General features: G+C 70.0%; 11 protein-coding genes and 1 tRNA gene. 9 read left to right on the forward strand and 3 right to left on the reverse strand.

The window, feature by feature from the left end; all coding sequences use genetic code 11:
- Positions 1–57 precede the first annotated feature (57 nt).
- Positions 58–131 (forward strand) — tRNA-Met (locus tag ASF40_RS08360).
- Between the two features lie 66 nt (positions 132–197).
- Here the strand turns inward: ASF40_RS08360 and ASF40_RS08365 are convergent.
- Positions 198–626, reverse strand: coding sequence for a MarR family winged helix-turn-helix transcriptional regulator (locus tag ASF40_RS08365; protein WP_235560170.1), 429 nt, complete (start codon positions 624–626; stop codon positions 198–200).
- A 126-nt stretch (positions 627–752) separates the two neighbouring features.
- Here ASF40_RS08365 and idi point away from each other — a divergent pair, with 126 nt between their 5' ends.
- Genes idi through ASF40_RS08400 form a run of 7 tightly spaced genes read left to right on the forward strand, consistent with a single transcriptional unit; the run spans position 753 to position 6362 of the window.
- Complete coding sequence (idi, locus tag ASF40_RS08370; protein WP_056367847.1) at positions 753–1304, forward strand: isopentenyl-diphosphate Delta-isomerase; 552 nt, start codon at positions 753–755, stop codon at positions 1302–1304.
- Positions 1301–2356 (forward strand): polyprenyl synthetase family protein, encoded by a 1056-nt coding sequence (locus ASF40_RS08375; protein ID WP_056367849.1) that lies wholly within the window; start codon positions 1301–1303, stop codon positions 2354–2356. The genes idi and ASF40_RS08375 overlap by 4 nt, the downstream gene beginning before the upstream one ends.
- Complete coding sequence (locus tag ASF40_RS08380) at positions 2353–3234, forward strand: phytoene/squalene synthase family protein (RefSeq protein WP_056367851.1); 882 nt, start codon at positions 2353–2355, stop codon at positions 3232–3234. Before ASF40_RS08375 ends, ASF40_RS08380 begins: the two co-directional genes overlap by 4 nt.
- Entirely contained in the window at positions 3231–4796 is a 1566-nt protein-coding gene (gene crtI / locus ASF40_RS08385) for a phytoene desaturase family protein (protein WP_056367853.1), read from the forward strand. Before ASF40_RS08380 ends, crtI begins: the two co-directional genes overlap by 4 nt.
- A gap of 2 nt (positions 4797–4798) precedes the next feature.
- Positions 4799–5152 (forward strand): lycopene cyclase domain-containing protein, encoded by a 354-nt coding sequence (locus ASF40_RS08390; protein WP_056368364.1) that lies wholly within the window; start codon positions 4799–4801, stop codon positions 5150–5152.
- Entirely contained in the window at positions 5149–5472 is a 324-nt protein-coding gene (locus ASF40_RS08395) for a lycopene cyclase domain-containing protein (protein ID WP_056367855.1), read from the forward strand. The genes ASF40_RS08390 and ASF40_RS08395 overlap by 4 nt, the downstream gene beginning before the upstream one ends.
- Positions 5469–6362 (forward strand): prenyltransferase, encoded by an 894-nt coding sequence (locus tag ASF40_RS08400; RefSeq protein ID WP_235560171.1) that lies wholly within the window; start codon positions 5469–5471, stop codon positions 6360–6362. Before ASF40_RS08395 ends, ASF40_RS08400 begins: the two co-directional genes overlap by 4 nt.
- 55 nt (positions 6363–6417) lie before the next feature.
- Here ASF40_RS08400 and ASF40_RS08405 read toward each other — a convergent pair whose 3' ends face one another.
- Together ASF40_RS08405 and ASF40_RS08410 are read right to left on the reverse strand one after the other, a co-directional pair.
- A complete protein-coding gene (locus ASF40_RS08405) occupies positions 6418–9327 on the reverse strand; it encodes a UPF0182 family membrane protein (RefSeq protein ID WP_056367857.1) in 2910 nt (969 codons plus the stop codon).
- Positions 9328–9421: 94 nt separating this feature from the next.
- Entirely contained in the window at positions 9422–10549 is a 1128-nt protein-coding gene (locus tag ASF40_RS08410; RefSeq protein ID WP_056367859.1) for a YlbL family protein, read from the reverse strand.
- Between the two features lie 145 nt (positions 10550–10694).
- On the opposite strand from ASF40_RS08410, the gene ASF40_RS08415 reads away from it, so the two are divergent.
- Complete coding sequence (locus tag ASF40_RS08415) at positions 10695–12140, forward strand: zinc-dependent metalloprotease (RefSeq protein WP_056367862.1); 1446 nt, start codon at positions 10695–10697, stop codon at positions 12138–12140.
- The last annotated feature ends 216 nt before the right edge of the window (positions 12141–12356 follow it).

Consider the following 12356-nt stretch of genomic DNA (forward strand, 5'->3'; position numbering starts at 1 on the left):
AGCAGACCACCCCGTGTCACGACCACCCCAAACCCCGTGCTAGGCTATTCCTTGTGCCGCGGGGTGGAGCAGCTCGGTAGCTCGCTGGGCTCATAACCCAGAGGTCGCAGGTTCAAATCCTGTCCCCGCAACAGAGAACACAGAAGAGGGCGTCCCGAAAGGGACGCCCTCTTCTGTGTTTGTCCCGCGTTGTCGCTTCAGTCCTCCGGGTCCATCGCACCGCACAGGTCGTCGAGGAACCGCGCGACCACGGCGAGTTCCTCTTCGTCGTAGTCCATCGCGACGCTTCGCATCGCCCGCAGCCGGTCGCCGAAGACCCGGAAGAACGCATTGCGCGCGTCCTCCGTGAGCACCACCACGCGCCCCCGCCCGTCGCTGGGATGCGGTCGGCGCTGAACATGCCCGGAATCCACGAGTCGATCGAGCAGCTTCGTGGTCGATGCTGTCGAGATGCGCAGATGGCGGGCGATGTCGCGCGGGCTGACCGACCGCCCTTGCCGCTCCCGGATGATGAGCAGCCGAAGGGCCGCGACATCGGAGGCGTTCATGTCCATGTCGCCCTTCATGCCGCTGTGCATGCGCTCCATCGCGTCGCTGACGGCGCGGATGGACGTGAGCACACGCATCACCGCATGCTCATGCTCTGTCTGTGGCAGCCATCGCTCGGACATCATGGAAGTTCCCTCCGACCCGTTGTAGCATCGCACGAGAGGTATTGCTAGTTTATCTAGCAATCTGAGAGGAATGATGGGATGCCCGACACCGACCACGTCGTCCTGCTCGACGATGACGGCCGCGCCATCGGCACGGCCCCGAAATCCAGCGTGCACGGCCCCGATACCGCCCTGCATCTCGCGTTCTCCTGCCACGTGGTCAACAGCGACGGCCAGGTGCTGATCACCCGTCGGGCCCTCACGAAGCGTACGTGGCCCGGCGTCTGGACCAACTCGTTCTGCGGGCATCCGCGTCCTGCCGAGCCGGTGCTCTCGGCGGTCCGCCGCCACGCGGATTTCGAACTCGGGCTCACGCTCACCGACCTCCGGGTCGCGCTTCCGTTGTTCCGGTACCGCGCCACCGACGCCAACGGCGTCGTCGAGCACGAGGTGTGCCCGGTGTACACCGCCTACACCGACGACGAGCCCGTGCTCAATCCGCTGGAGGTCGTCGACGCGCGGTGGGTCGAACCCGAGGCGCTCGCCATCTCGCTCGAGGCGACCCCGTGGGCGTTCAGCCCGTGGCTGGTGCTCCAGGCCCAGCAGCTCCACCTCTTCGAGACGCCATCGCGCGAGAGACGCGCGTCATGATCCCCGCGGCAGCCGACCCCGATCTGCGGATCGCGATCGACGGGGCGCTCGCGCGCATCCGCGAGCGCGCGTCGGAGCTCGGCCCCGCGTTCGGCGTCCTGGGCGACGCGATCACTCGTGCAGCGCAGGGCGGAAAGCGTCTGCGTCCCGCCCTGGTCACCGCATCCTTCGACGCGTTCCGCTCCGACGAGGCCGACACGTCCGCGGTCCTCTCCGTCGCGGCGGCCTTCGAGCTGCTGCACACGGCGTTCGTGGTGCACGACGACGTGATCGACCACGACACGATGCGCCGCGGGGTGCCCAACATCGGCGGCGAGTTCCGGCGGCGGGCAGCGGACGACGGCGCCGACCCCGACGGGGCGGCACTGGTGGGCGACGCCGCCGCGATCCTGGCCGGCGACATCCTGCTCCACGAGGCCTTCCGCCTGGTGGCGATGGCTCCCACCGACGGTGCGACGCGGGACCGGCTCCTGACCCTGCTCGACGACGCCGTCCTGATCTCGGCGGCGGGCGAACTCGCCGACGTCGAGAACAGCGTCGCGACGCGGCATCCGTCCCGCCTCTCGACCCTCGATACGGCGTTCAACAAGACCGCGGTGTACACGTTCCGCGCTCCGCTCCAAGCGGGCGCGCTCCTCGGGGGCGCCGACGGCGACGCTCTGCGCGTACTCGGCGAGGCCGGCGGGCGCCTCGGGCTCGCCTTCCAGCTCGTCGACGACCTCATCGGCGCCTTCGGGACCACGGCGCAGACAGGGCGTGACACCGGACCCGACCTCCGCGAGAACAAGCGCACCCCGCTCGTGGCGCTCGCGCGCGAATCGGGCGCCGCGCCGCGCGTCGACGAGGCGCTCGCCCTCGCGCGCACCGGACCCGTCGCGGTGCGCGAGGCTCAGGTCGTGCTGGAGGAGACCGGAGCACGCCAGCGCCTGGTGCAGCTCGTCGCGGACACGTTGACCGCCGTGCGGGCGGCGTCGCACGATCCCGCACTCCCCGACCGGGCCGGCGCACTCCTGCGCACCCTCGCCGACGGCATCGAAGGACGGATCCCATGAGCACCGTGCGCACCGCGACCCCCACGGGACTCGCCCTCTACAACCAGGCGGCGGCGGATGCTGCGGCAACCGTGATCGCGCGGTACTCGACGTCGTTCGGGCTCGCGTGCCGGCTGCTCGGTCCGCGACCGCGACCGCATGTGCGCAACGTCTACGCGCTGGTGCGCATCGCGGACGAGATCGTCGACGGCCCCGCCGAAGAGGCCGGGCTGCCTCCGGAGGTCGCCGGCGAGATCCTCGACCAGCTCGAGCAGGAGTCACTCTCGGCGATCGCGCGCGGCTTCAGCTCGAACCTCGTGGTCCACGCGTTCGCCGGGACGGCCCGCGAGTGCGGCATCGGCGAGGATCTCGTGCGTCCCTTCTTCGCGTCCATGCGCACCGACCTCGGCACGCACAGCCACGACGCCGCCTCGCACGACGCCTACGTCTACGGCTCGGCGGAGGTCGTGGGGCTGATGTGCCTGCAGGTGTTCGTCAACGCCGGGGCGCAGCATCCGGTCACGCCCTCTCCTGAGCTCGTCGACGGCGCCCGGCGCCTCGGCGCCGCCTTCCAGGACGTCAACTTCCTGCGCGATCTCCACCACGACGAAGCCGTGCTCGGACGCGACTACCTCGGTCTCTCGTCGGCCGATGGGGAGCGCGCTGCGGTGCTCGATCGCATCGATCGCGATCTGGCCGCCGCGGCCAGCGCCATCCCGGCGCTTCCCGCCGACTGCCGCCGTGCGGTGACCGCCGCGCACGACCTCTTCGCCGAGCTCGCCGTGCGCCTGCGCGCGTGCGACGGATCCGAGGAGCGGGTGCGCGTGCCCGACGCCGTGAAGGCGCGCCTTGCGGCCCGCGCGCTGCTGGGCTTCGCTCCGCGGGAGGTGCGCGCATGACACTCGTCGACGGACCGCGCCGCGCGGTCGTCATCGGCGGCGGCGTCGGCGGACTCGCCTCGGCGGCGCTGCTGGCCTCCGAAGGGTGGGACACGACCCTGTTCGAGGCGCGCGACGAACTCGGCGGGCGCGCAGGGTCGTGGGAACGCGACGGCTTCCGATTCGACACGGGGCCCAGTTGGTACCTCATGCCCGAGGTGTTCGAGCACTTCTTCCGGCTGCTCGGCACGACTGCGGAGCGCGAACTCGACCTCGTGCCGCTGGATCCGGCGTACCGCGTGTACTCGGATCCGTCGACGGGCCTCTCTCCGCTCGACGTGCGCTCCGGCCGCGCCGAGGCCACCGCACTCTTCGAGGGCGTGGAGCCCGGCGCGGGCGCCCGCCTCGACGCGTACCTCGACTCCGCCGCCGACGCTTACGAGCTCGCAGTCTCGCGCTTCCTCTACGACACGTACGAGACGACCGCGGGCCTTCGAGACCCGGCACTGCTGCGACGGATGCCGCAGCTCGCGCCCCTCCTGACGCGCAGCCTCGCCCGCCATGTCGAGCGTCGGTTCACCGATCCCCGGCTGCGTCAGATCCTCGAGTACCCGGCGGTCTTCCTCGGGGGATCGCCCTACGGTGTTCCGAGTCTGTATCACCTCATGAGCCACCTCGATCTGGGAGATCGCGTGCTCTACCCGCGCGGCGGATTCACCGAGCTCGTGGCCGCGATCGCGCGCCTGGCCGAGGCGTCCGGGGTCGCGATCGAGACCGGAGCGCGAGTCACCGCGATCACCACGGAGGCCGCAGTCGCGACGGGCGTCGAACTCGCCGGCGGACACCGCGTTCCCGCCGACCTCGTGGTGTCGGGCGCCGACCTGCACCACACCGAGACCCGGCTGCTCCCCCGCGCCGCGCAGACGTATCCCGAGGAGTGGTGGCGCTCGCGCACGCCGAGCCCCGGCGCGCTGCTGGTGATGCTCGGCGTGGAGGGGCGGCTTCCGCAGCTCGCCCACCACACGCTGCTGTTCGCCCGGGAGTGGCGCGAGAACTTCACCGACATCTTCGGCGCGCGCCCACGCATCCCGGCCCCCGCGTCGCTCTACATCTGCCGTCCCAGCGCCACGGACCCCAGCGTGGCGCCGCCGGAGCACGAGAATCTCTTCGTGCTCGTCCCCGTGCCCGCAGACCCCCAGCTGGGGCACGGGGGCATCGACGGCGGCGGCGACGCGGCGATCGAGGCGGCCGCCGACGAGGTGATCGCGCAGATCGCCGAGTGGTGCGGCATCCCCGACCTGGCGGAGCGGATCGTGGTGCGCCGCACGGTGGCACCCGGCGACTTCGCCGACGACTTCGGAGCCTGGCGCGGCAACGCGCTCGGCCTCGCGCACACGCTCGGGCAGAGCGCGGTGTTCCGTCCCCGGAACACGTCGCGCAAGGTCGAGGGCCTGTCGTACGTCGGCGCCTCCACCCTGCCCGGCATCGGGCTGCCGATGTGCCTCATCTCGGCCGAACTCGTCGTCAAGCGTCTGCGAGGGGATCGCTCCCCCGGTCCCCTCGCAGAGCCGGCGAAGGTGTGACGGTGCCGGGACTCTACCTCGCCGCCATCCTCGTCTCGGCGGCGGGCGTGCTGCTGATCGACCGGCGCTGGCGCCTCGCGGCGTGGCCCGCGCCGGGACGCACGGCCCTGGCGGTGGGGATCGGCACCGCGTTCTTCCTCGCGTGGGACGCCGTCGGGATCGCCACCGGTGTCTTCGTCAAGGGCGACAGTGCCCTGCTGCTGGGCGTCGACCTTGCTCCCCATCTCCCGCTCGAAGAGCCCGTGTTCCTGGCGTTCCTGTGCTACCTGGCCCTCGTCGCGTGGTCCGGCGCCCTGCGCCTGACAGATCGTCGGAGGGCGGATGCTGCGCCCCCGCGCTCGGAGGCGACCCGATGACCTACTCCCTCATCGTCGTGCCGTTCGTCCTCATCACCGCGATCGTGGTCGTGCTGACGGTCCGCCTCCCGGCGTTCGGGCGCAGGATGACGGCATCCGTCATCGCCGCGGGCGTCCTCGTCGTGCTCACCGCCGTATTCGACAACATCATGATCGCCGCGGGGCTCTTCACGTACCCCGAGGCGCTGATCTCGGGGGTGCGCATCGGCCTCGCCCCTCTCGAGGACTTCGCCTATCCGGTGTGCGCGGCGTTCCTCGTACCGGCGATCTTCGCGCTGCTCGGGTCGTCGCGCTCGCGTCGTGAGAAGGTGGCCTCGTGACCACCGCTGCGCCCCTGCGCGCGAGCACCGTCGCCCGGCAGCTTCTCATCGCCTCGCGGCCCGTGAGCTGGATCAACACCGCGTACCCGTTCGCCGCCGCCTATGTCATGACCACGCGCGAGGTGGATCTGACCCTCGTGCTGGGCACGCTGTTCTTCCTCGTGCCGTACAACCTCGCGATGTACGGCATCAACGACGTGTTCGACTACGAGTCGGACCTCCGCAACCCCCGCAAGGGCGGCGCCCACGGCGCCGTGCTCGATCGGCGGATGCACCGCGTGACCCTGTGGGCCTCCGCACTGCTGTGTCTGCCGTTCGTGGCCTATCTCGTGGTCATCGGGTCCGCGGTCTCGTGGCTCGTCCTCGCCGCGAGCCTGTTCTTCGTCGTGTTCTACAGCGCGCCGCCGCTGCGGCTGAAGGAGCGGCCGTTCCTGGACTCCGTGACCAGCAGCATCCACTTCTTCTCCCCTGCCGTGTACGGGCTCGTCCTGGCGGGAGCCACGTGGACACCCGCCCTTGTGGCGTTGATCGCCGCATTCGCGCTATGGGGCGTCGCCTCCCACGCGTTCGGCGCGGTGCAGGACGTCGTCGCCGACCGCGAAGCGGGGATCGCATCGATCGCCACGGCGCGCGGCGCACGCTGGACGGTGCGCTTCGCCCTCGCGTGCTACGCCGCGGCGGGGGTCGCGATGCTCGCGACGACCTGGCCGGGACCGCTCGCGGCTGTGCTCGTGGTGCCCTACCTCGTGACGGTGTGGCCGTACCGCTCGATCGCCGACGCCGAGGCGGCGGCCGCGACCACGGGATGGCGCCGGTTCCTGTGGCTCAACCAGTTCTCGGGCTTCGCGGTCACGCTGCTGCTCATCTGGTACGCGATCCTCACCGCTTAACCCCGGAACGCCGAAGGCCGGTCCCCGCGGGGACCGGCCTTCGGCGTTCCGGGGTCTACGGCTGCTCGCCGAGCTGGATGAGCTTCTCGACCGCCGCGGTCAGACGCTCGTCGGCCGCGCCGTACGCGGCCCAGTCGCCCTGCTCGAGCGCCGCCTGGCGATCGAGCATCGCCTGCTGAGCGTCCTGCAGCGCGGCCTGGTACTCATCGGTCGGCTCGGTCGGCGTCGTCGGCTCGGTCGGCGTCGGCTCCGGAGTCGGCGCCGGCGTGGCACCCGGGGTCGGCTGCACGTCGGTGTCACCCGCGTCGGCGCCGGAGTCACCGCCGAACAGCGTGTCGAGGGCCTCGTTGAGTGTGTCTTCGAAGGCGATCTTGTCGCCGAACGAGACCAGCACCTTCTGCAGCTTGGGCAGCTTCGTACCCGTCGACGACTGCACGAACACCGGCTGGACGTACAGGAGGCCGCCGCCGACCGGCAGGGTGAGCAGGTTGCCGTTGAGCACCTCGGACTGTCCCTGTTTCAGCAGGTTGATCTGCGCCGAGATCTGCGGATCCGAGTTGAACGTGTTCTGCACCTGGCCAGGACCGGGCACCGTCGTCTCGGCATCGATCACCAGCATCCGCAGCTTTCCGTAGTCCTCGCTCTTCACGCCCGCTTCGCTTCCGGCGTTCGAGTCGACCGCGAGGTAGCCCATCAGGACGTTCCTGGTGTTGCCTGCCGTCGCCGCCGGGATGAACGACGTGAACATCGAGTACGTCGGCTGATCCTGGTCGGGCATCTGCATCGTCAGGTAGTAGGGCGGCTGCAGCGCCGTCTCTTCCTGCGGGTCGTTCGGGGTCTGCCAGCGGTTGTCGCTCTGGTAGAACGAGCGCGCGTCGTCGACGTGATAGACCCCGAGGATCGTGCGCTGCACCTTGAACAGATCGGTCGGGTACCGCACGTGGCTGATCAGGTCGGCCGACATGTCGCTGATCGGCTTGATCGTCGACGGGTAGACCTTCTGCCACGACTCCAGCACCGGGTCGCTCTCGTCCCACGCGTACAGGGTGACCGATCCGTCGTACGCGTCGACGGTCGCCTTCACCGAGTTGCGGATGTAGTTGATGTCGTCGAGAGCGAAGCGCGGAGCGGGGTTGCTCGAATCCGAGATCGCCGACGTCAGGCTCACGGTCGACGAGTACGGGTAGTTGGCGCTCAGCGTGTAGCCGTCGATGATCCACACGATCCGCCCGTCGACGACGCTCGGGTAGGCGTCGTTGTCGAGCGTCAGGTAAGGGGCGACCTTCTGGACGCGATCGCGCGGATTGCGGTCGTACAGGATCTGCGAGTCCTCGTTGACGTAGTCGGAGAACAGGATCTGCTCGGCCTGGAACTTGAGCGCGTAGATGAGCCTGTTGAAGACGTTGCCCAGGCTCGGCCCGCCCTCGCCGTCGAACGTGGTCTTCGTCTCGCCGGAGCCGTCCTCGCCCGAGGGGTAGTCGAGCTCCACCGGTTCGGCCCCCGCGGGTGCCCCGACGATGGAGTACGTCGGCGAATACTCGCCGAAGTACACCCGCGGCTGGAAGTCCTCCCGGTCGGAGAGGAACCCCGAGGCGGGGATGCCGCGCTCGAGGAACACGGGGTCGCCCTCATTCGTGCGGTCGTTGCCCTTCGCGGCGACGAGGCCGTAGCCGTGCGTGTAGACGACGGCGGAGTTCTGCCAGTCGGCGGCGTTGCCGAGCTGCGCGAGGTTCAGCTCGCGCACCGACACCACGGTGTCCTGCGCGACCCCGTCGATGTCGTACCGGTCGACGTCCAGCGGGTCGGCGAACTGGTAGTACGACCGGTACTGCTCGAGCTGGCGCACGTTCGGCGAGATGATCGCGGGGTCCATGATGCGCACCTGGGCCGTGGTGGCCGCGTCGTCGCGCAGCTGGCCGGCCGTGACATCGGTCACGGCCGTGAAGTCCTGCTGGTCGAGGTTGTCGACGCCGTACGCCTCGTGCGTCATGTCGACGTTGCGCTGGTAGTAGTCCTCTTCGAGGGCGAACCGGTTCGGCTGCACCTGGAAGGTGTTGACGACCCACGGATAGCCGACGCCGACGACGATCGCCGAAACGACGAGCAGGGCGGTCGCGATGAGCGGGTAGCGCCAGCGGCCGATGATCGCGGTCACGAAGAACAGGATGGCGACGATGACGGCCGCGAAGGCGAGGATCGTCTGGCCGGGGATGATCGCGTTGACACCCGTGTATCCGGGACCCGTGATCCGATCACCCGGCTCGACGAGCGTCTTGTACCGGTCGAGCCACAGGCTCGCGGCCTGCACCAGCAGGTACAGCCCCGCGGTCACCGCGAGCTGGATGCGCGCCGACTTGGAGATCCGCAGCTCGCGCTGACCGATCCGCACAGAGCCGTAGAGGTACGAGACCAGCGCAGTGACGAGCAGGCAGATCAGCAGGACCGCCGAGACGAAGCCGATGAGCGAGCTCCAGAACGGCATGGCGAACATGTAGAAGCCGGTGTCGAGCCCGAACTCGGGGTCGGTCGTCTTGGTGGCGACGCCGTTGAACCACAGCCACGTGGTCTCCCACTGGGCCGAGGCGGCGAAGCCTGCGAAGAAGCCGAAGAAGATCGGGATGCCCCACATCGCGAGCCGGCGCAGCGGCTCGACGACCTCCTGGTAGCGGTCGAGCTGCGAGCTCAGCCGTGCATAGACGGGGCGCAGCCGGTAGGCGAGCTGGATGGAGAGCCACACCGGCACCGCCATCCCGAGGAAGCCCACCGCGAACATCACGACACGCGCGACCCACTGGGTGAGCAGCACCTCCGAGAACCCGAGCTGGTCGTACCAGAGCCAGTCCGCGTAGAGGCTGGCGAAGATGAAGAAGGCCACCACCAGCGCGGCGATGATCGCCAGGGTGATCGCTATGACGCGTCGGGTGCGAGAAGGTGTGGCCGGGGTCGGCGCGGAGGTCGTGGTCACGTTCCCATCCTAGGCGCGCGATTCTCGGCTCCCGCCTTGTCCTCCCTGGGCGAACTCTAAGAAACTCGCAACGTTTCGGGCACGATCCGCACGCTCACTTGAGCGTGCAGGTCGGGAGCGCGTCGAGATCGCCGTCCGAGCTCACCGCGTCGAGCACCGCCAGCGCATCGTCGAGATCCTCGACCGAGAACACGCGCAGATCTCCCGGGATGTGACCCACGACCTCGTCGCAGTTCGCCTCGGGAGCGAGGAACCACTGGGCGCCGGCATCGAGCGCACCCCACATCTTCTGATGGATGCCTCCGATCGGCCCGACCTCGCCGTCGGCGGTGATCGTGCCCGTGCCGGCGACCTGCTGCCCGCCGTTGAGCTCACCCGGGGTGAGCGTGTCGATGATCCCGAGCGCGAACATCATGCCGGCGCTGGGTCCGCCGACGTTGTTCAGCTGGATGGTGACGTCGATCGGGAAGTCGTAGTCCGTCGTGAGATTGACCCCGAGGATCCAGGTCGTCTTCCCCGCGTCGTCGGTGGTCTCCTTCGGGGTGACCTCCACCGTCTGCTGCTCGCCGTCGCGCTCGATGAGGAGCTCGACCGGAGCCCCCTCCCCCTCGTTGATGACCGAGCGCAGCGTCGAGACATCCGTGAGCTCCTCGCCGTTCGCCTCGAGGATGAGGTCGCCCTGCTCGAGGATCCCCTCGGCGGCGGCGCCGTCGATGACCGAGTAGACCGACAGGGTCCCTCCCACGTCGTACCCGAGCTCGGTCAGAGCAGCCGCCGTCGCCTCGTGCTGGGAGTCGACCATCATCTGGGCGCTCTCCTCGTTGCGCTGCTCGGTGGTCTGGTCCTCGGGGAAGATCGTGTCGATCGGCATGACCGCCCGGCTCGGGTCGAACCAGGCCATGGCGAGCTCGAACCACGACGGCGTGTGCTCGCGATTGCCCTGCACCTGCACGGTGAGGAGGTCGAGCGATCCGTCCGTCGGGTAGGTCTCGGCGCCCTCGACCGAGATCAGCGGCACTTCCTCGCCGTCGGCGTTCTGCGCCGTGCCGAGCGTGTTGTACACCGGACCCGGCCGCTGGATGACGTAGGAGGTCGGCAGGAACGTGATGACGAGGAGAACCACCATCGCGACGGCGAGCGCCCAGACGCCGGCGAGCGTTCGGCGGGACATCCGCGGCCGTGGGGCGGGCTCGATCGTCGTGTTCTCGTCGAACAGGGCCACGCGGGACCTCTCTTCCGTGCCTTTTCGGTGATGCGCCTGGTCGTTCGCGACCGGCGTAAGGCGTTCGGGTCCTTGCCGGGGAGTGCGACGGATGCTGCGACTAGCGTAGAACGCAACCTCATCGACCGGCTGAAAGGCGGCTGAAGTGGCAGACGACGTCACTGGCGGGGGCGACCCCAGCCCCGAGGACGACTTCCAGGAGCTCATCCGTCAGCTGTTCGGCGGCGCGGGGGGCGACTTCGACCCCGAGCAGCTGTCGCGGCTGTCGGGCATGAACATCGACCCCGCGATGATGCAGGCGGTCATGCGCCAGCTGCAGGGCGCTTTCGAGGGCGCGGATGAGACCGGCATCTCGTGGGACATGGCGAAGCGTCAGGCGCTGCACATCGCCAACCAGGAGGGCCTGGGTGTGACCGCGGGCCAGCGCACGGACCTCGACCAGGCGTTCGCCCTGGCGGCGCTGTGGCTGAGCGAGGCGACCACGATCTCGGAGCTGCCGGCTCCTCCGGCGACGCTCACGCGCGGCGCCTGGGTCGAGGCGACGCTGCCCGTGTGGCAGGAGCTCGCCGCTCCGGTCGCCACCAGCATCGCCGACGCGCTCACCTCCGCGCTGAGCGAGCAGGCGCCCGAAGACATGCAGGGACTCGTGCAGGGCGCCGGGCGCCTCATGCGCACGGTCGGCGGCTCGCTCTTCGCGTCGCAGCTCGGCCAGGTGGTCGGCAACCTGTCCAAGGAGGTCGTGAGCGGCGGCGACGTCGGCATCCCGCTGATGCCCGACGGCCAGGCCGCGATCCTTCCCCAGAACTTCGCCGACTTCGGGCGCGATCTCGAGGTGCCCGAAGACCAGCTCGCGCTGTACGTCGCGACGCGCGAGCTCGCGCACGCCCGCCTCTTCCGTCACGCGCGCTGGCTGCGCCTGCACCTGATCTCGCAGGTCACCGACTTCGCGCGCGGCGTGCACGTCGATACGGACGCCCTCGAAGATCTCGCGACGCGCTTCGACCCGTCCGAGCCCGAGGAGCTCCGTCGCGCGATCGAGAGCGGCGCGCTGCTGCCTGCCCGCTCCGAGGCCCAGGAGGCCGCCCTCGCGCGTCTGGAGAACCTCCTCGCAACCGTCGAGGGCTGGGTCGAGGTCGTCACGGAAGACGCGACCTCCCGACTCCCCTCGGCACAGCGCATCTCGGAGGCCGTTCGCCGTCGCCGCGCCGTCGGCGGTCCCGCCGAGCGGGCCCTCGGCTCGCTCGTCGGCCTCGAGATCCGCCCGCGCCGCATGCGCGAGGCCGCCGCGATGTGGCGCGCCGTGACGGATGCCGTGGGCCCGGCCGCGCGCGACGCGCTGTGGGACTACCCTGACCTCATGCCGAGCGCGACCGACATCGACGATCCCGCGGTGCTCGTCGCCCGCCTCGAGGCCCGCGCCCGCGGCGAGGAGCCGGTGCGCGACGAGATGGACGACGCCCTGGCTCGCCTCCTCGCGGGCGAGGAGCCCGACGGATCGGCCGCGGACGAGGCATCCGATCCCCCGTCTGAGTCCGACGGGGCCGACGACGAGGATGAGAGCGGCGCGCCCGACGACCACCGGCCCGTGTAGGCGGCGGGCCGGGGTCGGGTCGCCGGTTCCTCCCCAGGCCGTCGCGGCGCAGCGAAGTCGCCTCGCGGCCTGTGGATACCCGTTGTGAACCCCGGACTTCCGACAGGATCGGGCGCATGCTGCGACTCGACCCCTCGTATCCCCCGGTGTGGCGGACCGACTCGACGATCCAGTTCGGCGCCGACCCGGTCGCGGTCCTCGACGATCCGCGCCCCT

Source organism: Microbacterium sp. Leaf288 (assembly GCF_001422925.1).
Classification (GTDB): domain Bacteria; phylum Actinomycetota; class Actinomycetes; order Actinomycetales; family Microbacteriaceae; genus Microbacterium.

Bases quoted from the DNA above. Each gene is read 5' to 3' on its own strand.
- ASF40_RS08365 (WP_235560170.1), bottom strand. From the start codon at position 626: ATGCGTGTGCTCACGTCCATCCGCGCCGTCAGCGACGCGATGGAGCGC.
- idi (WP_056367847.1), top strand. From the start codon at position 753: ATGCCCGACACCGACCACGTCGTCCTGCTCGACGATGACGGCCGCGCC.
- ASF40_RS08375 (WP_056367849.1), top strand. From the start codon at position 1,301: ATGATCCCCGCGGCAGCCGACCCCGATCTGCGGATCGCGATCGACGGG.
- ASF40_RS08380 (WP_056367851.1), top strand. From the start codon at position 2,353: ATGAGCACCGTGCGCACCGCGACCCCCACGGGACTCGCCCTCTACAAC.
- crtI (WP_056367853.1), top strand. From the start codon at position 3,231: ATGACACTCGTCGACGGACCGCGCCGCGCGGTCGTCATCGGCGGCGGC.
- ASF40_RS08395 (WP_056367855.1), top strand. From the start codon at position 5,149: ATGACCTACTCCCTCATCGTCGTGCCGTTCGTCCTCATCACCGCGATC.